Here is a 22,066-nt window from a genome sequence, read left to right as displayed (position 1 = left end):
TAGGCAAATTTTGCGAAATGTCGAGGCAGGAAAGGCGGGCGTCGGCTCCCCTGCTTTCAGGTCTCGGCTGCGTTCCTCTTTACGCGAGGCAATTTTATCGAAGAGATCAGATACGCCCCTCATGTATTTTCATGGTGAAGAACAGAAGATCTCGATCAACTCCTCGGGTCACGCTCGGCAGGAGATATAGTCGCATCTCAAAGCTCGACAGCGTCCTTGGCGCGTGAGGCGTGGCGCGTTGCGCTGCGGTGGCGCTCCAGTTCCCGCGCCCATACCATGACGGGGCGTTCCAAGAAGATATAGCTGGCGCTCGCCACCAGGATGATGATCGCGGTTGCCGCGATGCTCCAGACAGACCAGCCTGTCAGCATGCTTTCCGTGCCGATGCCGAAGGCGCCCGGGAAAAAGTGGACGAACGCGGATATGACCATGTCCTGCCAGATGTAGATGCCGAAGGAGACCGTCGCGATGAAGCGGGTGAGGGCGTTGTCGAGAAGCCGGCCGAGAAAAACCGAGCTCGGCAAGCTGCAAAGTGCAAGGGCGACGGCGGCCGGCAGGAGCGGAAACTTATAGGGAATGCCGAGCCAGCCGTAGCCTTCCCAGGCGCCCGCCGTGGAGTTGGCGAAGGCGGTCGCAATGCCGGCGAGCGCCAGCAAGCCCGCGGCGTCGTAACCGATCGACTTGCCGCGCGGGAGCAGCGTTCGGATGCCCGAGGCCAGTGCGCCGATCGCGAAAATCGCGAAGAAACCGATCGGATTGTAGCGCGGCATCCATTCCTTGGCGCCGCCTTGAATGCCGAACTGCCAGCCGCGTCCCGTCTCGTCGATGGGGACGAAGGTCGCGATCAGCCAATGGCCGAGGAGGGCTGTGGCGATCACAGCGAGCCAGGCGAGAAGCATCGCCATGCGACCTTTCAGGTGCGCACGCAGCTTGAACAGGAGCGCGAAGCCAAGCGGCAGGAGAAGGTAGCAGGTGGTCTCGAAAGGGATCGACCAGAGCGGTCCATCGCCCTGGACCGGGAAGAAGGTCCGCCAGTGCCACTGGCTCATCAGGAAGAAGCCGGCGACATAGCGAAGGATCAGCTCGCCGGTCAGGGGCAAGTCATAGATGGTGATGCTCAGGACGAAGCCGACCGTCAGCGCCGTCCAGAAGCCCGGCAGGATGCGCGCCGCGCGCCGCAAGGCATAGACCTTGAGCGATGGTGCCGGGACGCCTCTGTCTAGGGCTTCCCAGAAGGGGCGGGCAAGCAGAAAACCGCTGAGCACGAAGAACAGGGAAACGCCGTAGTTGCCGAAGCGGGCGGTCTCGAACGCTCGAAGCAGGCTCGGCGGCAATCTGTCGAGATCGAGCCTGAGGACGAGGTGATGAACAAGCACCATAAGGCACGCCAGCGCACGTATGAAATCGGCACCCGCCAGACGTTCGTTGCTGCTCATCCGCACTCCGCTCGAAATATATTGCCTGTGGTAGGACATCGCCCGAGAGCCGGCAAGAACCGTTTCATCAGGGCGACCGCGCGCCTGAAGTTGCATTTCCTTCGGTTTTCATTTGCCCTATTGTGACGGCAACGGCGCGGCCTCGCAGCAGCGCGTTTCCGCGGGGAGGTCGCGAGTGTTCCATCCGAAGCTGTTTGACCGGCGCAACGTCGTCGTTACCGGGGCGGGGCGGGGTATCGGCCTTGAGGTCGCCCGGCAGTTTCTCGATTGCGGCGCCCATGTCCTCGTCCATATCGGGCGAGGTGGCGAGCGGGATTTGCCCGACTTCCTGCTGATGGCGGAAGGCGAGCGGCGCGCCTTTCTCGTGCCGGCCGATTTTACGTCCGAGGAAGGAACGGCAGCCTTTGCGGCAACCGTCGGCGAGGTGTTCGACCGCGTCGACGTGCTGGTCAACAATGCCGGCACCATGCTCGGCCGGTTTCCTGCGGGAGAGCTGACGGACGAGCAATACGATCGCGTCGTGCAGCTCAACCAGACGTCGGTCGTGGAGATAACGCGTGCGTTGCTGCCGATGCTGAAAGCGTCCGGCGAGGCGGCGATCGTCAATACGGTCTCGATCTCGGCGTTGACGGGCGGCAGTCCCGGTTCTGCGATCTACTCCGCCTCGAAGGCGTTCGTCGCCACATATTCCAAGGCGCTGGCGCGTGAGTTGGCGCCGGATGGGATCAGGGTGAACTGCGTGTCGCCGGGCACGATCGCCACGGATTTTCACGAACGCTACTCGTCGAAGGACAAGCTGGAGCAGACACGCAAGAGCATCCCGCTGCAGCGGCTCGGCACGGCGGAAGATTGCGCGCCTACCTATCTCTTCCTCGCCGCGGCGCCGCTTTCCGGCTACATCACCGGACAGGTGATCGAAGTCAACGGCGGACAGTTGATCTGCTGACTGCCAACACTCTCAGCGCAAAAGTATTTCAGGCCTTTTACCCAATATTGGTCCGATGCGCGGCGACGCGGCGGAGTATATGTATTTGCTCATATTGCTTTAGAAGAGAATCATGTCCGCCTCTTTACCTTCGGCCGCCTCCACGGAACAACTCCTCATGCGGTGCCGCGACGCGAGCGCGGTTCTGAAGGCGCTTGGGCATGAGATACGGCTGTTGATCTTGTTTTTGCTCGCTGACGGCGAAATGACCGTCACCGAGCTTGAGGCACGCCTTGGCCTGCAGCAGGCGGTCGTGTCGCAGCATCTGGCGCGACTGCGTGTGGACCGGTTGGTCGATACACGACGGTCTGGCCGGCTGGCCTACTACAGCATTTCAAATCATGAGATCGCTTCGGTCGTCGCCTTGCTGCAGGGCACCTTTCTTAAAGGGCGGTATCCCGGCGCGGTGGAGCGATCTTAGAGCGTTTCCGTTAACGGGCGCCTTAACCGATTGTGTGCTAACTCTTCGGGCGGGAGAGAGACATGATCGACAAGCTGGAATTCTTTATCGCGCTGGCGAACGAGCGGCATTTCGGGCGGGCAGCCGAGGAGTGTGGCATCACACAGCCGACGCTGTCGGCGGCGATCCGGCAACTGGAAGATCAGCTTGGCGTCGTGCTCGTGCAGCGCGGGTCCCGCTTTCAGGGGCTGACACCGGAAGGGCAGCGCGTACTCGAATGGGCGCGGCGCATCGTCGGCGATGCGCGCACGATGCGTGAGGAAATGCGGGCCGCCCGCACCGGCCTTTCCGGTCATCTCCGTCTCGCCGTCATCCCGACCGCGCTCGCCATGGTTCCGAAGATCACCGCACCGTTTCAGGAGCGGCATCCCGATGTCACCTTCTCCGTAACCTCGCGCAATTCGCTGCAGGTGCTGGGAATGCTCGAAAACTTCGAGGTGGACGCCGGCATTACCTATCTGGAGAACGAGCCGCTGGGGCGGGTGACAGCCGTGCCGCTTTATGCCGAGCGCTATCACCTGATCACAGCCGCTGGCAGTCCGCTCTCCGATCGCAAGGAGGTCACCTGGACGGAGGTGGGCGACCTTCGGCTTTGTCTATTGACCGCCGACATGCAGAACCGCCGGATCATCAACCATCACCTCGCCGACGCCGGCGCGACGGTCAAGCCGACGCTTGAATCCAACTCGATGATCGTGCTGTTTTCCCATGTTCGCACCGGCCGCTGGGCCAGCATCATGCCGAAGAATGTTGCCAAATCCTTCGGATTTCCCGAGGAGATCCAGATGATTCCGATCGTCGAGCCGTCTGCCCACCATCTGGTCGGATTGGTCGCCACCCATCGCGAACCGTTCACGCCGCTCGTTTCAGCTTTGTTGCACGAGGCAAGAATTCTCGCAAAAGACGAGGATGATTGATAGAAGATCTCTATCGATCGACGGGACTGCACTATTGATTGCCGCCGCGTTCATTGCGATCCTGTGGTATAAGCAAGATGGCAAACCGCCCTCGTGGGACGGTGCTTTCTTTCGAAACAGTGCATGCTTTTGGGAGGACTGCCGATGAATGTAAACGTCCCCGCTGGCGAAACCGCCAAGCGGGCGCAGGCGGTTATAGATAGCCTGAAATCGCTCGAGGGTCCCCTGCTGCCGATCCTGCACGGGATCCAGGACGAATTCGGCTACGTTCCACAGGACGTCCTGCCGCTGATCGCTCTGGAACTCAACCTGTCGCGCGCCGAAGTGCACGGCGTCATATCCTTTTATCATGACTACCGCGATCATCCCACGGGGCGTCACGTGCTGAAGCTCTGTCGCGCCGAGGCCTGCCAGTCCATGGGCGCGGATAGGCTCGCTGCCCGCGTCAAGGAATTGCTGGGTATCGATTTCCACCAGACGACGTTGGACGGCAGCGTCACGCTGGAGCCGGTCTTCTGTCTCGGGCTCTGCGCTTGCGGTCCCTCGGCGATGCTCGACGGCGAACTGCATGCCAGACTGGATGACGCGGCGGTCGAAGCGCTGGTGGCGGAGGCGCGCCAATGACGGTGAAGATCTACGTCCCGCGCGACGCGGCTGCCATTGCTCTCGGTGCGGAGAAAGTCGCAGCGGCGCTCAGCCGCGAGATTGGCGCTCGCGGCATCGACGCGACGATCGTGCGGAACGGCTCGCGCGGCATGTTCTGGCTGGAGCCTCTGGTCGAAGTCGAAACGGCCGGCGGCCGGGTCGGCTACGGTCCGGTCAGGGCCGGCGATGTCGCGGCCCTTCTCGATGCCGGCCTTACGGCGGGCGGTGCCCATGAACTCTGTCTTGGAAAGGTCGAGGACCTTCCCTTCCTGAAAGAGCAGACCCGGCTGACCTTCGCGCGCTGCGGCGTCATCGATCCGCTGTCGCTTGCCGACTACAAGGCGCATGGCGGCCTCAGGGGGCTCGCGAAAGCCGTGGCGATGGCCTCTGGCGACATCGTCAGGCAAGTAACCGATTCAGGCCTGCGCGGCCGAGGCGGGGCGGGCTTCCCGACGGGGATCAAATGGAAGACCGTGCTGGACGCGCCGGGCGATCGCAAGTACATCGTCTGCAACGCCGACGAGGGCGACAGCGGCACCTTTGCCGATCGCATGATCATGGAAGGTGATCCCTTCGTGCTGATCGAGGGCATGGCGATCGCCGGCCTTGCAACCGGTGCGAAGAAAGGATTCATCTATACCCGCTCAGAGTATCCGCACGCGATCGCGGCGATGAGCGAGGCAATCGAAATCGCCCGGCAGGCCGGCATCCTCGGGGCCTCCGTCCTTGGCTCGGGCAAGACCTTCGACATGGAGGTCCGCACCGGCGCCGGCGCCTATGTCTGCGGTGAGGAAACCTCGCTACTGAACAGCCTGGAAGGCAAGCGCGGCGTCGTGCGGGCCAAGCCGCCGCTGCCGGCGCACAAGGGCCTGTTCGAGTGTCCGACGGTCATCAACAACGTCATCTCGCTCGCCTCGGTGCCGGTCATCATGGACGAGGGCGCCGCGCACTACCGCGACTTCGGCATGGGCCGGTCGCGTGGAACGATCCCGCTGCAGATCGCTGGCAACGTCAAGCACGGTGGTCTCTACGAGACCGCCTTCGGCCTGACCCTCGGCGAGATCGTCGACCGCATCGGCGGCGGCACGGCATCCGGCCGGCCGGTGAAGGCCGTGCAGGTCGGCGGCCCGCTCGGCGCCTATTTCCCGCGCGCCCTGTTCGACACGCCGTTCGATTACGAAGCCTTCGCCGCCAGGGACGGGCTGATCGGCCACGCCGGGCTCGTCGTCTTCGACGACACCGCCGACATGCTGAAGCAGGCGCGCTTCGCCATGGAGTTTTGCGCCATCGAAAGCTGCGGCAAGTGCACGCCCTGCCGCATAGGATCGACCCGCGGCGTCGAGGTGGTCGACAGGATCGCCGACGGCATCGAGCCGGAGAAGAACCGCGCGCTGCTCGGCGATCTCTGCAATACCATGAAATTCGGCTCGCTCTGTGCGCTCGGCGGCTTCACGCCCTATCCCGTCATGAGCGCCATGACGCATTTCCCAGAGGATTTCGTGCCGAGACCGATGGCGGAGGCGGCGGAATGATGATGGCAGCCTTTTCGAATTTGCCCCTCACCCTCGCGCGCCGGAATGTCCAAGTTATCGCAGGAGCGTTGCATGTCCCTCATCCATGAAATCGACTACGGAACGCCCGCCTCCCTGTCCGAAAAGCTGGTGACGCTGACGATCGACGGCAACGAGATCACCGTGCCCGAGGGCACATCGGTGATGCGCGCGTCGATGGAGGCCGGGATCGAGATCCCGAAGCTTTGCGCCACCGACATGATCGACGCCTTCGGCTCCTGCCGTCTATGCCTGGTCGAGGTCGAAGGCCGCGCCGGCACGCCCGCCTCCTGCACCACGCCGGTCGCCGCCGGCATGGTCGTCCACACCCAGACCGGCCGCCTCAAGGACATTCGCCGCGGGGTGATGGAGCTCTATATCTCGGATCATCCGCTCGACTGTCTGACGTGCGCTGCCAACGGCGATTGCGAACTGCAGGACATGGCGGGCGCTGTCGGCTTGCGCGACGTGCGCTACGGCTATGACGGCGAGAACCACGTCAAAGCCCGTAACAACGGCGAGATCAACGTCCAGTGGGCACCCAAGGACGAGTCGAACCCGTATTTCACTTTCGATCCGGCAAAATGCATCGTCTGCTCGCGCTGCGTACGCGCCTGCGAGGAAGTGCAGGGCACCTTTGCGCTCACCATCGAGGGGCGCGGCTTCGGTTCGCGCGTCTCGGCGGGCCTGCGTGACGACCAGTTCCTGTCCTCCGAATGCGTCTCCTGCGGCGCCTGCGTGCAGGCTTGCCCGACGGCGACGCTGACGGAGAAGTCCGTCATCGAAATCGGCCAGCCGGAACATTCGCTGGTGACGACCTGCGCCTATTGCGGCGTCGGATGCTCCTTCAAGGCGGAGATGCGTGGCGAGGAGCTCGTGCGCATGGTGCCGTGGAAGGATGGCCAGGCGAACCGTGGCCACTCCTGCGTCAAGGGCCGCTTCGCCTACGGCTATTCGACCCACAAGGACCGCATCCTCAATCCGATGGTCCGCGAGAAGATCAGCGATCCCTGGCGTGAAGTCAGCTGGGAAGAGGCGTTCTCCCATATCGCCACCGAGTTTCGCCGCATCCAGTACCAGTACGGCCGCGATTCCGTCGGCGGCATCACCTCGTCGCGCTGCACCAACGAAGAGACCTTCCTCGTGCAGAAGCTCGTGCGCGCCGGCTTCGGCAACAACAATGTCGATACCTGCGCCCGCGTTTGCCACTCGCCGACCGGTTATGGGTTAGGCCAGGCCTTCGGCACCTCCGCGGGCACGCAGAATTTCGACAGCGTCGAGCATTCCGACGTGGTCATCGTGATCGGCGCCAACCCGACGGACGGCCATCCGGTGTTCGGTTCGCGGCTGAAGAAGCGGCTGCGCCAGGGCGCCAAGCTGATCGTCATCGATCCGCGCCGCACCGATATCGTCCGCTCGCCGCATGTCGAGGCGTCCTTTCACCTGCCGCTGAAGCCCGGTACGAACGTCGCGGTCATGACGGCGCTTGCCCATGTCATCGTCACCGAAGGCCTGTTCGACGAAAAGTTCATTCGCGAACGCTGCGACTGGTCGGAATTCGAGGATTGGGCGGCGTTTGTCGCCGAGCCCGAGCATAGCCCCGAGGAAACCGAAAGGTTCACCGGTGTGCCGGCTGACGAGCTTCGAGGTGCTGCCCGGCTCTTCGCCACGGGCGGCAACGGCGCGATCTACTACGGTCTCGGCGTTACCGAGCACAGCCAGGGTTCGACCACCGTCATGGCGATCGCCAACCTTGCCATGGTAACCGGCAATATCGGCCGGCCGGGCGTCGGCGTGAACCCGCTGCGCGGCCAGAACAACGTCCAGGGCTCATGCGACATGGGGTCGTTCCCGCACGAGCTGCCCGGCTACCGGCACATCTCCGACGATGCGACACGCGACGTCTTCGAGAAGATGTGGGGCGTCAAGCTCAACAACGAGCCGGGCCTTCGCATCCCCAACATGCTCGATGCCGCCGTCGAAGGCACCTTCAAGGCGCTCTACATCCAGGGCGAGGATATCCTTCAATCCGACCCGGATACGAAGCATGTGGCGGCGGGCCTTGCCGCGATGGAATGCGTCGTCGTGCACGACCTTTTCCTCAATGAGACGGCAAACTACGCGCATGTCTTCCTGCCGGGCTCGACCTTCCTCGAAAAGGACGGCACCTTCACCAATGCCGAACGTCGCATCAATCGCGTGCGCAAGGTCATGACGCCGAAAAACGGCTATGCCGACTGGGAAGTCACCCAGAAGATGGCGCAGGCAATGGGGATGAACTGGAACTACAAGCACCCGTCCGAGATCATGGACGAGATTGCCGCCACCACGCCGAGCTTCGCGCTGGTGTCCTACGACTATCTCGAAAAGGTCGGCTCGGTGCAGTGGCCCTGCAACGAAGACCATCCGCTCGGCTCGCCGATCATGCACACCGATGGCTTCGTGCGTGGCAAGGGCAAGTTCATCCGCACTGAATATGTGGCGACCGACGAGCGCACCGGGCCGCGCTTCCCGCTGCTTTTGACCACCGGCCGCATTCTCAGCCACTACAACGTCGGCGCCCAGACCCGCCGCACCGACAACGTCGTCTGGCACCCGGAAGACCGGCTGGAAATTCATCCGCACGATGCCGAGCAGCGCGGCATCCGCGACGGCAACTGGATCAAGCTCGTCAGCCGCTCCGGCGACACGACGCTGCGCGCGCAGATCACCGACCGCGTGGCGCCGGGCGTGGTTTACACCACGTTCCACCACCCGACGACGCAGGCAAACGTCATCACCACCGACTACTCCGACTGGGCGACAAACTGCCCGGAGTACAAGGTGACGGCCGTCCAGGTCTCGCCCTCCAACGGGCCGACGGACTGGCAGGTCGAGTATGACGAGCAGGCGCGGCAGTCGCGCCGGATCGCTGGCAAGATGGAAGCTGCGGAGTGATGTTGAGCGTCTCTCGGCGATATACCCCCTCTGCCCTGCCGGGGATCTCCCCCACGAGGGGGAGATCAGCTGGGGGTGACCGCGAGTACCCATCTCCCCCCTTGTGGGGGAGATGTCACGAAGTGACAGAGGGGGGTTGTCTACCCCAGGACCGTATGACGCATTTCAAGACCACCGCTCATGCCGCTGAAACGGTTCGTCGCAACGGCCTCGTCCACGTGGGCTCGCGCATCGTGCCGGAGGAAGTGCCGATCGCCTTTTCCTATGGCGGCTCCGCCCATGCGGTGATGATGGGAACGCCTGACGATCTCGAAGATTTCGCCGTCGGCTTCAGCCTGACCGAGGGCATCATCAGCGCCGCGCAGGAGCTTTCGTCCGTTGAAATCGTCGAGGACGATCAGGGCATCGATGTCCAGGTGATGCTTGTCGACGATGCCGCGGATGCGCTGCGCCTTCGCCGGCGGCATATGGCGGGACCGGTCGGATGCGGTCTCTGCGGCATCGAGTCGATCGAGCAGGCGGTACGCAAGGTGCCGGATGTCTCTCATGTGGCGCTGGGGCTGTCGCATGCCGAGATCGTCGGCGCGGTGGGGCTTCTCAATGAAGCGCAGCTGCTGCATCGCGAGACGCGGGCGGTGCACGGGGCCGGGTTCTTCGTGAAGGATGCAGGCCTTGTCGCGGTTCGCGAGGATGTCGGTCGTCACAACGCGCTCGACAAGCTTTGCGGTGCCATCGTCCGCGCCGGGCGCCCGGGCGCTACGGGTGCCGTTGTCGTCACCAGCCGGCTGTCGGTCGAAATGGTGCAGAAGACGGCGATCCTCGGCAGCCCGATCCTGATCGCCATCTCCGCGCCGACAGCGCTTGCCATCCGCACCGCCGACGAAGCCGGCATGACGCTGGTGGCGCTGGTGCGCGGCGACGATTTCGAGATTTTCACCCATCCCCACCGCATCTCGCCGGGAACCATTGCCGATGTCGCATGAAAAGACCCAGGCCAAACTGATCTACATGGCCAACCAGATCGCCACCTTCTTCAGTTCGCAGCCGGAAAGCGGGGCGGCGATGGGTGTGGCGACCCACATCAACCGCTACTGGGAGCAGCGCATGCGGCGTCACCTCTTCGAGATCATCGATGCCGGCGGCAGCGAGCTGCACCCCTTGGTTCTCGAAGCGGCTGCCAAGATCCAGCGCCCCGATGCCGCCAGGCCGCCCGCAGCGCCCCAGGATGCCCCCTACGCGGACTGAAAGCGGCAAGACCGGTCCCATGGGCCGATCTCGCCGCTCCCTAGTCTAGAAAGCCGCCGCGGCGGTGCCGGGCGGCTTGGTCTCGTTGACGGTCTGTTCTGGCGTCGCTTAGACCGTTTCCGTTTTTCCTCGAAACACGGAAGCGTTCTATCTATTTGTATTTACGCAATTCCGGACGGAAAACCGCGTCGAACTTTTCCTCGATCTGCTTTAGGCGGCCAGTTCGTCGACGTCGCTTTCCCTGAACATCTTCGCCAGGTTGAGGAAGCAGATCATGCCGCTTTCCGTGGCGATGATGCCCTCGCAGTAGCTGCGGTCGAAGGAGGCCGTAACCTCCGGCACCGGCTGGACCTGGCTCTGGGAGATGGTCAGGATGTCGGAGACGCGGTCGACCAGCATGCCGATGACCATGTTGTGCACCTCGGCGACAACGATCGCGCTGCGCTCGTTGGCGACGGTGCTTTTCATGCCCAGCTTGAAGGCAAGATCGATAATCGGGATCACCGAACCGCGCAGGTTCATCACGCCGATGACGTCGGCGGGCGCATGCGGGATCGGCGTCGAGGGTGCCCAGCCGCGGATCTCGCGGATCGTCGTCGTCTTGACGCAGAATTCCTGTTCATGAAGCCGGAAGGCAATGATTTCGAGGGTGTCGCCGCTGAAACTGGTGGAATTGATCGTCGCCATGAAATGTCTTTCCAACTTCCCTGAACCGGTCAGCAGCGGAAAGCGCCACCATGGCACGAACGGCTTCTGCCCACGGACTATCCGCGCGCCGAAATCCTCATCGGTGACGCGTTTGGATAGACTGTAGTGCAAGAATATTGCCCAAATCTAAACCAGCGGAAGAGATTTGGGCATGTCGGTGGGTGAGCGGCCGAACGCGCCCACACCTGTAACGGAATTGCTCTACGCAAGGACCTTTTCGATGCGTTCGAGGGCCCAATCGACCTGGTCGCGGGTGATGATCAAGGGCGGTGCAAGACGGATCGTGTGACCGTGGGTGTCCTTGGCGAGGATGCCGAGGTCCTTGAGGCCGTAGCAATACTGGCGGGCGCCACCGGCTTCCGGCTCCAGTTCGATCGCCAGCATCAGGCCGCGGCCGCGAACCTCCTTGACGATGTTGGAGCGGATCGAGCGCAGGCCGTCGATGAAGTAGCTGCCCATTTCGGCCGCGTTCTCGATCATGCCCTCCTCGGTGAGCGCCTTGAGCGCCGCGCGCGCGACGGCGCAGGCGAGCGGGTTGCCGCCGAAGGTCGACCCGTGTTGGCCGGGCTGGAGGACGCCCAGAACTTCGCTGTTCGAAAGAACCGCGGAGACGGGATAAAAACCGCCCGAAAGCGCCTTGCCGATCAGGGTAACGTCGGCCTCGATGCCCTCGTGCTCTTCGGCAAGCAGCTTGCCGGTGCGGCCGAGCCCGGTCTGGATCTCGTCGAGGATCAGGGTGACGTTGTTCTTGGTGCAAAGCTCGCGGACGCGCTTGAAATAGCCGACCGGCGGGATGATCACCCCGGCCTCTCCCTGGATCGGCTCGACGAGCACGGCCACCGTGTTGGGGTTGATCGCGGCTGCCAGCGCGTCGGCATCGCCGAAGGCAATGACGCGGAAACCCGGCGTAAAGGGACCAAAGCCGGTGCGCGCGTCCGGGTCGGTCGAGAAGCTGACGATGCTCAGCGTCCGGCCGTGGAAGTTGTCGGAGCAGACGATGATCTCGGCCTGGTTTTCCGGCACGCCCTTGACCTCGTAGCCCCACTTTCGCACCGCCTTGATCGCGGTCTCCACGGCTTCCGCGCCCGAGTTCATCGGCAGGATCTTGTGTGAGCCGGTAAGCTTCGCGAGCTCCTCATAGAGGTGCGCCAGCTGGTCGTTGCGGAAGGCACGCGAGGTCAGCGTCAGCTTGCCTGCCTGCTCGACCATGGCGGCAAGGATCTTCGGGTGGCAATGACCCTGGTTGACGGCGGAGTAGGCCGACAGGCAGTCGAGATAGCGGTTGCCGTCGGCATCCCAGACGTAGACGCCTTCGCCGCGCGTAAGCACGACGTCGAGCGGCTTGTAGTTATGCGCGCCGAGGCGCTGTTCGGTGGCGATGAGATCGCTGGAGGCAGTCATGAATGTTCCCCTTTTTTGTTTTATGCCGCCCGCGTCGGGCGGTCGAAGATGCGTCGGCCGAAAAGGCTCGCCGTCAGTTCCACGAGAACACGGGCGCTCTTGCCGCGGTCGTCGAGGAAAGGATTGAGTTCGACGAGATCGAGCGAGGAGACGAGGCCACTGTCGGATAGCATTTCCATGATGAGATGGGCTTCGCGGAACGTCGCGCCGCCGGGCACCGTGGTGCCGACGCCCGGCGCGAGATCCGGATCGAGAAAGTCGACGTCGAGGCTGACGTGCAGCAGGCCGTTGACGGTGCTGACCGCCTCGAGCACGTCGTGCATGATCGAGGCGACGCCGCGTTCGTCGAGCGAGCGCATGTCGAAGACGTTGACGCCATGCTCACGGACAAGCCTGCGCTCTTCGGGATCGACCGAACGGATGCCCACCTGGTAGACCCGCTTGGGATCGACCATCGGCCGGTCGCTTGGAAGGATCGGGGAGAATTCGGCCAGCCCACAGAAGAAGGCGACCGGCATGCCATGCATGTTGCCCGACGGCGACGTCGCAGGTGAGTTGAAATCCGCGTGTGCATCAAGCCAGAGCACGAAAAGCGGGCGTCCGACATCGGCTGCGTAACGCGCCATCCCGGAAACGCTGCCCATGGCCAGCGCGTGGTCGCCGCCGAGGATGAGCGGAAATTTTCCGCTGCGCGCGACATCGTACACCGCGCCGCTGAGTTCACGCGTGAAGGCGGCGATCAATTGCAGGTTATTGGCGCTCGGATGGTGGGCGACGTCGCGCGCCGGCAGCGGCTTCAAGTCGCCTTCGTCGGTAACGGTGCAACCCATGTCGCGGAGCGTTGTGTCGATACCGGCGATGCGCAGCGCTGCCGGGCCCATGGCACAGCCGCGACGGCCGGACCCTTCTTCCAGCGGGACACCGATCAGGGCAATGGAGGTTGGATCGATAGTCATGGCAGGGGCTCCTCAGGATGGTTTTCGACGCGAATTATGTCTTACGGCGATGGCAGCAAAAAGATGGAAAAGTGCCGAAATTAGTCTACAATTATACAGATTGCATGCAGCCAGTTGACAGATTGAATAGCCATGGACGACCTTGACCGCGAGCTTCTCAGCGCCCTTCGCCACAATGCGCGAACGCCCGTTTCCTCGCTTGCCGCCGCAACCGGCGCGTCGAGGGCGACTGTCTCGGCACGCATCGATCGGCTCGTCGCCAACGGCACGATCACCTCCTTCACCATCCGCACCGGCCACGATCTCGGCGAGGCCGGTGTCCGTGCGATCGTGATGATCGAGGTACTGGGCCGCATGGCCGATCGCGTGGCCGATCAGCTTCGCGGCCTGCCGCAGGTGAGGGCGCTCCACAGCACCAACGGCAAATGGGATTTCATCGCCGAACTCGAGGATCGCGACCTCGCCGCTTTCGACGAGACGCTACGGCGCATCCGGCTGATCGACGGTATCAACACGACGGAGACGAACATTCTCCTGAAGACCACCAAGACCGGCTTCTAAGCCGGCTTCTAAAAGGCACCCTATCTCCCGAAACCGGTGCGCGCCTTCTGGAGACATGCGCTAATATTCCCGCTCGTAGACAATACCAGCTTCGCCGGCGCCATTCGAGCCCGCGGCGCCGCGCAGTTTCACGCCGCGGCCGACATCGAAGTTGATGATCGCCTTCGAGGAATTGTCCCCGCCCTGCTGCAGTTCGATATAGGTGCGTTTGTTGAGGTATTTGCCGGCGCTGACCTGCGCGCGTCCGCGCGCATCCGTCGTGATGTCGAGGTTGTCGATGCCGAGATGGCTGCGAAGTCCTTCGAACAGCGACGTCGAGCGGCCGCCCGCCAGCTGGCTCGCGGCGTCGGCGAGCTGTGCGATCTGCAGCGCCGACAGCCGCGACATCGACTGTCCGAAAATCAGCTGCGCCAGCACCTCGTCCTGCGGCAGGGCAGGCGACGAGGAGAAAGCGATCGTCGGATCGTTGGCAAGGCCGGTGACGCTGATCGTGATCGTCGTCGAGCCGACGACAGAGTTTGCGGCCATGTCGAGTGCCGGCGTCAGGTCGCCGGCGAAGGTGATTTTGCTCTTGTCGGTAAAATCGAGTCGGCGGCTGAGAATGGAGAGGCGCCCGCGGCGCATGGTGAAGCCGCCGGCAACGATCGGAGCCGACGCCGTGCCGCGGATCGTCACGCTGCCGCCGAGTTCGGCGTCGATGCCGCGCCCGCGCACGAAGATCTGCGATGGTGCGTCGACGCGCAGATCAAGCCCGAGCGTGGTCGATTTTTCGCGTGGGCCCTGCGGCTGGTTGCCGACCTGCGCAAGCACCGCCGCCGGCGCGTTGCGATGCTGGATGTTGAGCGCGGAAAGCGATGCGGGCAGCTTTTCCGGAACCGTGATCGAGGCTCTCGCGAGCTGCAGGGTTCCGCTGAGAACCGGAGCGGTAAGGAGCGGCCCGCGCACGTTCAGGGTGCCGCTGACGGTCGCGGTCACGAGCGTGCCGTCGACATAGGTCGCGCGGTCGAGACGGATACTGATGTCGGCCGGAAACCCGCTTGCCGGCTGGATGCCGACCGTGCCGCTCGCCGAGACGCTGCCGCCGGTCGCGAGCGTGCCCGAAAATCGCGAGATCGTCGCCTGCCGGCCGTCGAGCGTGATCGTGACGGCAAGGGCGTTCATCGCCATGTTGCGGCGCACGTCGACCAACCGCGTGCCGTCGGTGGTGATGGTACCGGTCACGAGGGGAGCGGCGGCGGTTCCGGCGATCTGCAGGTTGATCCGCGCCGAGCCGGTCATGTCGAAGCCCTGCGCCGCGAGCTGGCCGGCAAGAGCGGTGAAGGGCAAGGTGCCGTCGATCTTCATCGCCAGCGCCCGATCGCCTGATATCGCCACGTTGCCGCTGCCGTTCAGCGCCAGACCGCCGGCGCCTGTCAGATTGATGCCGTCGATGGTGACGCGGTTGTCGGCGAAGCGGCCGTTGGTGCGCAAGGCGAGCGCGCCAAGGCCCGCCGACCGCGTCTGGCTGGTGGCCGCATTCGCCCAATTGGCTTGAAAATCGACGACGGGTGCGGCGGGCTTGCCGGTGACCGAAACCGTGCCGGAGATCGTGCCGGCGGCATCGAGACCGGGCGCGAAGCTATTGGCGAGGCTTGCCGGGAGATCGGCAATTCTCGCATTGATCTTGAGCGTGTCGCCTGCCGTCCCGCTGACGACGACGGAGCCGCCGCCGGTGCGGATCGTCAGATTGTCGAGCGTCACGACGCCACCCTTGATGACGATCCTCGACGGCGCTGCAAGGCTGACGGGAATGGTGCGGGGCGTGGCCGCGAAACTGTTGAGGCTGACGACCGTCTGTCCGCCACCCGTTTCGACGTTCCCGGCCGCCGTCAGCGGCCGGCCGTCATAGGCGGCATTGAGGTCGAAATCGGTGCGGCTAGCCTGCTGCTTGAAGGTCAGCGCCAGGCCAGAAACGCGATTGTCGCCGGAAGCGATTTCCTGAGCCCGCACGGAGCCGTTGGCCGAGAAGGCCTTGAGATCGTCCACCGTCAACGCGATTTCCGGCTTGACGATGGCCAGATCGTCCCGGCGGATGCCGCTGCCGGTGGCGTTCAGCTTGAGCCCTATTCTCCCCTCGGTGTTCGTCAGGTCGACCGATCCCTTGAGGTCGCCCGAGGCCTTCTGTCCGCCGAGAGCGGCGAGCAGCCCGATATCCGGCAGGTCGAAGGTCAATGCGCCGATCGGTTCGAAGGCGGGCGAAAACTCGAGTTTGCCCTGAACGGTGTTCGCGCCGACTTTTGCCGAAAGGGCCGGCACGCTCGTGCGCCCGTCCTTCGACAGCGCGTCCGCTACAATGCTGATCGGCTTGCCGTCGATCGAGCCGCTGGCCTTCACGTTCCCCTGCGGCGCCTTGGGGTCGGCGGTGCCGGTGACGGCGATGTCGAGCGTGTCGAGCAGCTTTCCGGCGAGCTTGACGTTTACCGCCTTCAGGCTTGCATCGACGGCGGCGGCCGAGAGCGGACCCGTGGCCTTCAGCGTGAAGTCCGCCTGGCCGTCGGCATTGGCAAGCAGCTTTGAAAGGTTGAGGACGCGGCCGGAGAGGTCGGCGGCGATCGTCTTGTCTTCAAGCGCGACGTTGCCGCCGATTTCCAGCGTATCGGACTTGAGGCCGAAGTTCGAAAGCTTGAACTTGGCTGGAAGGGTGCTGGCGATCTGGCCCTCGAGCGCGATCGTCGAGGAAAACTTTCCGGCAAGCGCGTCGGGCAGCACGTCCGGCAGGACGAAAAGCTTGAAATTGCCGGTCAACGACTGCGATGCCAGGGTGTACTTGCCGTTGAGGGTGCCCCCGATACTCGCGCTTTCGAGCGCCGTGCCGTTGAAACCGACCGCGTCGGGAGAAAGCTGCAGCGGCGCAATCAGCGTCAGCGGCGCGCGCACGAGGCGATTGAGGTCCGGATTGGCGAAAGCGGTTTGGCCGACATCAAGCCTCACCTGCAACGGACCCGACCGGCCGGCGAGATCGAAGGTGTCGCTTCTCGCCGTCAGCGCGATCTTGTCCAGCTTGCCATCCGGCGTGCTTGCGCTGTCGAGCGCTGCCTTGGCATCGATCTTCACCGCCTTCGCGGCGCCGGTAAGCGCAAGATCGACCCGCGTTATCAGCGCGCGGGCTTCGCCGTTTTCAAGCGGCCAGCGGAAGTCGACCGGCCCGGCGGTGCCGATCAGATTGGCATTGAGGCTGTTGTTGCCGGCAGGGTCGAGCGTACCGGAGGCGGCAAGCACGAAGGCGCCGGTGGCCAGATTGCCGGTCTGGATGTCGATCTTGCCCTTGTCGTCGAAGGCGGTGGAGACGTCGACCGTCGTCTGGCCGGCAAAGAGCTGCCGGAAGGCAGGCGGCAGCAGCGACTGCACATCGCCGCCGCCCTTGACCGTGATGTGGTGCTGACTGTCCGCGGTCAGTTGATGGTGCCCTTCGACGGTCACGCGGGGCTGGCCGTCAAGGGCCGCCTGAAGCTTGCCCTTCCAATCGGAAAGCGGTCCTTCGCCGGTGACGTCCAAATTGAGCGCCGGCTCGTTCGGCAGCTTCAGCATCGAAGCCAGCATTCCGCCCTTGGGTTCAGCGAGCTGCGCCTTGAGACGCAGCCGGTTTTCCGCCGGCGCAAACGCGACGTCGGCGGTCAGCTTCGCATCGCTGACGTCCTGGCGATTGGCGTTGAGGATCAGGTCGACGCTGCGGCTGTCGGCGCGAAGGCTGCCGCTGGCGGTAAGCGCAAACTCACGCCCAGCCAGCGCCGCTCCAAGGCGAATGTCGGGCAGCTCGATCGTGCCGACCTCGATGGCGAGCGGCAGCGAAAAGCCGGTCGTCGCGGTCTCGGGTGCCGCGGGCTGTGCCTCGACCTTTGGCGCCTCCGGGGCGCGTTCGACGGCGAGCGAACCGGCCGCAACCCTGTCCGCATGGAAGCGGCCGCCCAGAAGCGCCGTCGGCGACCAGTCGACGGCAAGATCATGCAATTCGAGGAATACGCCCTTGCTGTCGGAAAGCGTGATTGCGCCTGCGCGCAGCCGCCCGCTAAGTAGTCCGGATGGTTCGCTGATGGCGATGATCCGGTCCGGCGTCGAGGCCATTCGCGCCACGGTATCGACCGCCAGCCGCGTGGCGGCGGGAGCAAACCCGATAACGAGGACCAGAGCGATCGCCAAAAGGATAGCAGCCGACAGCACGTAGGCGCTGATCCGGCCCAATCCTTTCAAAACTCGCTTCAAGATATCCATGGGGATGCTGTAAACCTCGTGGCGTCCTCCGTGACATCCTGCCGAAAAGGCGGCCTAGAAGGCCTGGCCAATACCGGCATAGATGCCATAGTCGGATCCCCCTTCGTATTTATTCAGGGGAACGGCGAAGTCCAGCCTAATCGGGCCAAATGGCGTCGCATATCTAAGTCCGAGGCCGACGCCGACGCGCACATCGGAAAAATCGGGGAAATTACTGTCGGTCACGCTGCCGGCATCGACGAAAGGCACGATGCCGATCGTGTCGGTGATGCGGAGCCGCGCTTCCAGTGAAGCCGTTACATAGGAGCGTCCGCCGAGCGCATCGCCTGCCGCATCGTAGACGGTGATTTCCTGGTAGCCGAAGCCACGCACCGAGCCGCCGCCGCCGGCATAGAAGCGCCGGGTGGTCGGCACGTCCTCGAGGTTGTCGGCGCCGAGCAGCGACCCGGCCGCAAGCTTGCCGGCAAAGACGACGTTGTCGCTCGACCCGAAAGCCTGATAGCCCGAGATCGATCCTTCGGCGGAGGTGAAGAAGGTGCCGTTCATCGCCTCGTAGCTCGGCTTCAGATCGACGGTGGCCCGATAGCCTTCGTGCGGGTCGAGCTTGTTGTCGCGTGTGTCGCGCACGTAGCTCAAGGGAATGGAGACCGTCAGGTACTCATGGTCGCCGAAGGCGTCGGTACTGTCTTCATACTGAACCTGTCCGCCACCCGACACGGTATCGTAATCCGTGATTTCGTAGGTAAGGCCCGCATCCGCGGTAATCGTGCTGGCATCGTAGCTGTCGGGATGCTCGGTCTTTGCCCTGAGGCTTGCATTGAAGGTTGCAGCGGGAAAGAAGGCGCCGGGTTTCGAAAACAGGATGCCGGCGCCGTAGTCGAGATTGCCGACATCGGTCGATTCGCCGAGCCGTGCGACGGAGGCTTCGAGCCGAAGCGATTCCGCCTGACCGAACAGATTGCGGTGACCCCAATAGCCCTGCAGGCCAAAGCCGTCGATCGTCGAATATTGTGCCCCGACACCGAAATAGCGGTGCTTGCCTTCCGAAACCTCGATGGTCATCGGAATGGTTCCGTTCGGCGCGAGCGCGTCCGCCTCGCGGATCGTCACGCTTGAAAAGACGCCGAGCCGCCGCAGCCGATCGCCGGCCTTGCGCAGTTCTTCCGGCGAGTAGGGCTTGCCTTCGTTTAGCCTTGAGTAGCGCCGGATGAATTCCGGGTCCACGCTCTTCTGGCCGGTGACGCCGACATTGCCGATCGGCGCGACGGGGCCGCTGACGACCTTGAGCGTCAGGTCCACCAGGTTCGTGTCGTGATCGGCAATGACGTCACGCTGCACGACCTTGGCGAGCGGTCGACCCTGATTGCGGAAATCCGCGACCATCTGGTCGCCGGCCTTGATGATGGCGATGGAGCTTGCGTCGCCGCCGCGCACCAACCCGTACTTTGCCGGATCGACGCGAGTAGCGTCACCCTGCAGCACGATCTTGCCGAGCTTGAAGACCGGTCCCGGGTTCACCCTCACCACGACCGCAACCGGCCTTGTGCGCGGGAAGGTCGGATTGGGCGGAAGCGCGTCGATATCCGTGCCGTTGAGCGTCACGGTCACCACGCCGCCGTAGCGGGCCTGCTCGTAGAGCGCGGCGAGAAGGCGGTCGCGATCGTCGCGCGCCTTGATGACGACGCCTAGATCGCCCGAAACCGGCTTGGCCTTTTCGGAAACCAGCATGGAACTGTTGGTCAGCGCCTTCTTGAGATCCTTGTCCGCATTGCCGGTGTCGAGCTCGACCGTGTAGCGCACGGGATCGATTACCTGTTCGGTCGGCTCCTCGCTGCCGAAGATATTGAGGCCGAAAAGCTTGAAGGCAAAGGCATGATGCGTCAGTACCGGGCTCAGCGCCGTCGCAGCTGCAACCGCTATGACGGTGCCTGCTCGCCGGTACGCAATACCAAATCTCGGGCCGGTTCGTCGTGTTCGCATACGCCGCTTTACGGTTTCATTGAGAGCGCCTCAGTCCTTGCGTTGTAAAGTCGCCAACGCGCGGGCACCATAGGGGCAAAGCAATCCCAAGTGTACCATTTTGAGATAGAGCCGCAGAAAAAGCCGTTAATATGATTAAAAAGTCCCGGATCTAAGGTCCGGGACTTGGGTCGTTCAGACGATTGAGGCTGGTTCAGCGCGGGCAGGCGTCGATGTAGCGGCGGCCGTAACGGTCACGGTAGTAGCACTGGCCGGGCTGCTCGGCGACATTGCCGATCAGCGCCCCGGTCAGCCCGCCGATGGCGCCGCCAACGGCTGCACCGCGCACGTCGTTGGTGATCGCGCCGCCGATGATGGCGCCGGAAGCCGCGCCGATGCCGGCGCCTTGCTGCGTCGGGGTGCAGCTCGCAATCGACAAGCCAGCCATCATGAGCACGAAAATCTTCTTCATTCAGTCTCTCCACATTGATAGGCCGGTTTCCCGGCGAAGACGGTCCCCAAGCAAACCCCTGCGGCGCCAAGGTTCCTCGGCACCACTGCCGTTGGAAAATATAGCGCGAAATGTGGTTGTCTACGGGTTTCTGCAATTTCATCGACAGCCGGGATGCCGGCTCGCGCGGAAGCTGATTTCCCTGAGGCAAAATGTATCGAACGCGTTTTGGGGTTCCACAGATTGTAAATCTGCCGCGATCGGTTATTTTTGTTTGGATTTATTCAAAAGTAAGGGCCTTTTGCCGCAGCGCCGCGGCAAGGGGTTGACGCGCAGTCCGGCAATCAGGAAAACGAGCCGACTGTTCTGGAGAGCATTATGGATTTTGAGGCTTACTTTAAGAGCGAGCTGGACGGGCTTCACGAGGAAGGCCGCTATCGTGTTTTTGCCGATATCGAGCGTCACCGCGGCAATTTTCCGCGCGCCACGCGCCACACGGCGGACGGCCCCAGGGAAGTGACCGTCTGGTGTTCGAACGACTATCTCGGCATGGGGCAGCATCCCAAGGTGATCGAGGCGATGAAAAACGCCATCGACCACTGTGGCGCGGGTGCGGGAGGCACCCGGAATATCTCTGGCACGACCCACTACCACGTTCTTCTCGAGCGCGAGCTTGCCGAGCTGCACGGCAAGGAATCGGCGCTGATCTTTACCTCGGGCTATGTTTCCAACTGGGCGGCGCTCGGCACGCTCGGCGCCAAGATCCCCGGCCTCGTCATTTTCTCCGACGCGCTGAACCATGCGTCCATGATCGAAGGCATCCGCCATGCCCGCTGCGAGCGCGTCATCTGGCGGCACAACGATCTCAACGACCTCGAAGCGAAGCTTGCCGCCGCCGATCCGAACGCGCCGAAGCTGATCGCCTTCGAGAGCGTCTATTCGATGGACGGCGACATCGCGCCGATCAAGGAAATCTGCGACCTAGCCGACAAGTACGGCGCGATGACCTACCTCGACGAGGTGCATGCGGTCGGCATGTACGGTCCGCGCGGTGGCGGCATCGCCGAGCGCGAAGGCCTGATGGACCGCCTGACGGTCATCGAGGGCACGCTCGGCAAGGCGTTCGGCGTCATGGGCGGCTATATTGCCGCGTCGGCCGCGCTCTGCGATTTCATCCGCTCGTTTTCGTCCGGCTTCATCTTCACGACGTCGCTGCCGCCGGCGCTTGTCGCCGGTGCGGTCGCTTCGATCCAGCACCTGAAGGTCAGCAGCTTCGAGCGTGCCCGCCATCAGGAACGCGTCCGCAAGCTCAGATCGCTACTCGATGCGAGCGGCATTCCGCATATGCGCAATCCGAGCCACATCGTGCCGGTGGTGGTCGCCGACGCTGCCAAGTGCAAGTGGATCTCGGACATATTGCTCGACAATTTCGATGTCTACGTTCAGCCGATCAACTATCCGACCGTGCCGAAGAAGACCGAGCGCCTGCGCTTCACCCCGACGCCGCTGCACAGCGACGCCGACATGGAGCATCTGGTCGAGGCGCTGCACTCGCTCTGGGCGCGCTGTGCGCTGGCGAGAGCGGTCGCTTAAGAACAGAACCGATT

Annotated in this window: 17 protein-coding genes; 10 read left to right on the top strand and 7 right to left on the bottom strand. The window is 63.5% G+C overall.

All coding sequences use genetic code 11. The annotated features are described in order from the left end of the window. Positions 1–197: 197 nt before the first annotated feature. Complete coding sequence (locus AB4048_RS09600; protein ID WP_442201717.1) at positions 198–1,436, bottom strand: acyltransferase family protein; 1,239 nt, start codon at positions 1,434–1,436, stop codon at positions 198–200. 175 nt (positions 1,437–1,611) lie between these two features. On the opposite strand from AB4048_RS09600, the gene AB4048_RS09595 reads away from it, so the two are divergent. The 8 genes from AB4048_RS09595 (at position 1,612) to AB4048_RS09560 (ending at position 10,175) form a co-directional block, all read left to right on the top strand. Continuing rightward, positions 1,612–2,382, top strand: coding sequence for an SDR family NAD(P)-dependent oxidoreductase (locus AB4048_RS09595; RefSeq protein WP_442201716.1), 771 nt, complete (start codon positions 1,612–1,614; stop codon positions 2,380–2,382). A 112-nt stretch (positions 2,383–2,494) separates the two neighbouring features. Further along, on the top strand, positions 2,495–2,842 hold the full coding sequence (locus AB4048_RS09590) for an ArsR/SmtB family transcription factor (RefSeq protein ID WP_442201715.1): 348 nt from the start codon (positions 2,495–2,497) through the stop codon (positions 2,840–2,842). A 62-nt stretch (positions 2,843–2,904) separates the two neighbouring features. After that, entirely contained in the window at positions 2,905–3,798 is an 894-nt protein-coding gene (locus AB4048_RS09585) for a LysR family transcriptional regulator (RefSeq protein WP_442201714.1), read from the top strand. Positions 3,799–3,942: 144 nt separating this feature from the next. Beyond that, the gene (locus AB4048_RS09580; protein WP_442201713.1) at positions 3,943–4,422 is read left to right on the top strand and encodes a formate dehydrogenase subunit gamma; all 480 of its coding nucleotides are present in this window, start codon (positions 3,943–3,945) and stop codon (positions 4,420–4,422) included. Next, the gene (locus AB4048_RS09575) at positions 4,419–5,975 is read left to right on the top strand and encodes a formate dehydrogenase beta subunit (RefSeq protein WP_442201712.1); all 1,557 of its coding nucleotides are present in this window, start codon (positions 4,419–4,421) and stop codon (positions 5,973–5,975) included. The genes AB4048_RS09580 and AB4048_RS09575 overlap by 4 nt, the downstream gene beginning before the upstream one ends. Before the next feature lie 72 nt (positions 5,976–6,047). Further along, positions 6,048–8,930: a formate dehydrogenase subunit alpha gene (gene fdhF / locus AB4048_RS09570; protein WP_442201711.1), complete on the top strand. Its 2,883-nt coding sequence runs from the start codon at positions 6,048–6,050 to the stop codon at positions 8,928–8,930. Positions 8,931–9,085: 155 nt separating this feature from the next. Next, positions 9,086–9,913: a formate dehydrogenase accessory sulfurtransferase FdhD gene (gene fdhD / locus AB4048_RS09565; RefSeq protein ID WP_442201710.1), complete on the top strand. Its 828-nt coding sequence runs from the start codon at positions 9,086–9,088 to the stop codon at positions 9,911–9,913. Continuing rightward, entirely contained in the window at positions 9,903–10,175 is a 273-nt protein-coding gene (locus AB4048_RS09560; RefSeq protein ID WP_442201709.1) for a formate dehydrogenase subunit delta, read from the top strand. Before fdhD ends, AB4048_RS09560 begins: the two co-directional genes overlap by 11 nt. 210 nt (positions 10,176–10,385) lie before the next feature. On the opposite strand, the gene AB4048_RS09555 is transcribed toward AB4048_RS09560, so the two are convergent. The 3 genes from AB4048_RS09555 to rocF form a co-directional block, all read right to left on the bottom strand. Beyond that, positions 10,386–10,862, bottom strand: a complete 477-nt coding sequence (locus AB4048_RS09555) for a chemotaxis protein CheW (RefSeq protein ID WP_442201708.1) — start codon at positions 10,860–10,862, stop codon at positions 10,386–10,388. 222 nt (positions 10,863–11,084) lie between these two features. Further along, complete coding sequence (gene rocD / locus AB4048_RS09550) at positions 11,085–12,284, bottom strand: ornithine--oxo-acid transaminase (RefSeq protein ID WP_442201707.1); 1,200 nt, start codon at positions 12,282–12,284, stop codon at positions 11,085–11,087. A 20-nt stretch (positions 12,285–12,304) separates the two neighbouring features. Further along, positions 12,305–13,240: an arginase gene (rocF, locus tag AB4048_RS09545; RefSeq protein WP_442201706.1), complete on the bottom strand. Its 936-nt coding sequence runs from the start codon at positions 13,238–13,240 to the stop codon at positions 12,305–12,307. Positions 13,241–13,372: 132 nt separating this feature from the next. Here rocF and AB4048_RS09540 point away from each other — a divergent pair, with 132 nt between their 5' ends. Beyond that, positions 13,373–13,801 carry an Lrp/AsnC family transcriptional regulator gene (locus tag AB4048_RS09540; protein ID WP_442201705.1) on the top strand — a complete coding sequence of 143 codons (429 nt, stop codon included), beginning with the start codon at positions 13,373–13,375 and terminating at the stop codon, positions 13,799–13,801. 60 nt (positions 13,802–13,861) lie between these two features. Here the strand turns inward: AB4048_RS09540 and AB4048_RS09535 are convergent, their stop codons facing one another. From AB4048_RS09535 to AB4048_RS09525, 3 genes are all read right to left on the bottom strand, one after another. After that, the gene (locus tag AB4048_RS09535; protein ID WP_442201704.1) at positions 13,862–18,049 is read right to left on the bottom strand and encodes a translocation/assembly module TamB domain-containing protein; all 4,188 of its coding nucleotides are present in this window, start codon (positions 18,047–18,049) and stop codon (positions 13,862–13,864) included. Positions 18,050–18,103: 54 nt separating this feature from the next. Continuing rightward, positions 18,104–20,029 carry an autotransporter assembly complex protein TamA gene (locus AB4048_RS09530; protein ID WP_442201703.1) on the bottom strand — a complete coding sequence of 642 codons (1,926 nt, stop codon included), beginning with the start codon at positions 20,027–20,029 and terminating at the stop codon, positions 18,104–18,106. A 193-nt stretch (positions 20,030–20,222) separates the two neighbouring features. Next, positions 20,223–20,480, bottom strand: coding sequence for a YMGG-like glycine zipper-containing protein (locus AB4048_RS09525; RefSeq protein ID WP_442201702.1), 258 nt, complete (start codon positions 20,478–20,480; stop codon positions 20,223–20,225). Positions 20,481–20,837: 357 nt separating this feature from the next. Between AB4048_RS09525 and hemA the strand changes: the two genes are divergently transcribed. Then, positions 20,838–22,052 carry a 5-aminolevulinate synthase gene (gene hemA, locus AB4048_RS09520; protein WP_442201701.1) on the top strand — a complete coding sequence of 405 codons (1,215 nt, stop codon included), beginning with the start codon at positions 20,838–20,840 and terminating at the stop codon, positions 22,050–22,052. The last annotated feature ends 14 nt before the right edge of the window (positions 22,053–22,066 follow it).

This window comes from Rhizobium sp. RAF56 (genome assembly GCF_052113965.1).
GTDB lineage: Bacteria > Pseudomonadota > Alphaproteobacteria > Rhizobiales > Rhizobiaceae > Rhizobium.
Note: the sequence above shows the minus strand (reverse complement) of the source record. Positions and strands in the feature narration are given on the sequence as shown.

Excerpts from the sequence above, each read along its gene's own strand:
- AB4048_RS09600 (WP_442201717.1), bottom strand. The coding sequence starts at position 1,436 with ATGAGCAGCAACGAACGTCTGGCGGGTGCCGATTTCATACGTGCGCTG.
- AB4048_RS09590 (WP_442201715.1), top strand. The coding sequence starts at position 2,495 with ATGTCCGCCTCTTTACCTTCGGCCGCCTCCACGGAACAACTCCTCATG.
- AB4048_RS09585 (WP_442201714.1), top strand. The coding sequence starts at position 2,905 with ATGATCGACAAGCTGGAATTCTTTATCGCGCTGGCGAACGAGCGGCAT.
- AB4048_RS09580 (WP_442201713.1), top strand. The coding sequence starts at position 3,943 with ATGAATGTAAACGTCCCCGCTGGCGAAACCGCCAAGCGGGCGCAGGCG.
- AB4048_RS09575 (WP_442201712.1), top strand. The coding sequence starts at position 4,419 with ATGACGGTGAAGATCTACGTCCCGCGCGACGCGGCTGCCATTGCTCTC.
- fdhF (WP_442201711.1), top strand. The coding sequence starts at position 6,048 with ATGTCCCTCATCCATGAAATCGACTACGGAACGCCCGCCTCCCTGTCC.
- fdhD (WP_442201710.1), top strand. The coding sequence starts at position 9,086 with ATGACGCATTTCAAGACCACCGCTCATGCCGCTGAAACGGTTCGTCGC.
- AB4048_RS09560 (WP_442201709.1), top strand. The coding sequence starts at position 9,903 with ATGTCGCATGAAAAGACCCAGGCCAAACTGATCTACATGGCCAACCAG.
- AB4048_RS09555 (WP_442201708.1), bottom strand. The coding sequence starts at position 10,862 with ATGGCGACGATCAATTCCACCAGTTTCAGCGGCGACACCCTCGAAATC.
- rocD (WP_442201707.1), bottom strand. The coding sequence starts at position 12,284 with ATGACTGCCTCCAGCGATCTCATCGCCACCGAACAGCGCCTCGGCGCG.
- rocF (WP_442201706.1), bottom strand. The coding sequence starts at position 13,240 with ATGACTATCGATCCAACCTCCATTGCCCTGATCGGTGTCCCGCTGGAA.
- AB4048_RS09540 (WP_442201705.1), top strand. The coding sequence starts at position 13,373 with ATGGACGACCTTGACCGCGAGCTTCTCAGCGCCCTTCGCCACAATGCG.
- AB4048_RS09535 (WP_442201704.1), bottom strand. The coding sequence starts at position 18,049 with ATGGATATCTTGAAGCGAGTTTTGAAAGGATTGGGCCGGATCAGCGCC.
- AB4048_RS09530 (WP_442201703.1), bottom strand. The coding sequence starts at position 20,029 with ATGCGAACACGACGAACCGGCCCGAGATTTGGTATTGCGTACCGGCGA.
- AB4048_RS09525 (WP_442201702.1), bottom strand. The coding sequence starts at position 20,480 with ATGAAGAAGATTTTCGTGCTCATGATGGCTGGCTTGTCGATTGCGAGC.
- hemA (WP_442201701.1), top strand. The coding sequence starts at position 20,838 with ATGGATTTTGAGGCTTACTTTAAGAGCGAGCTGGACGGGCTTCACGAG.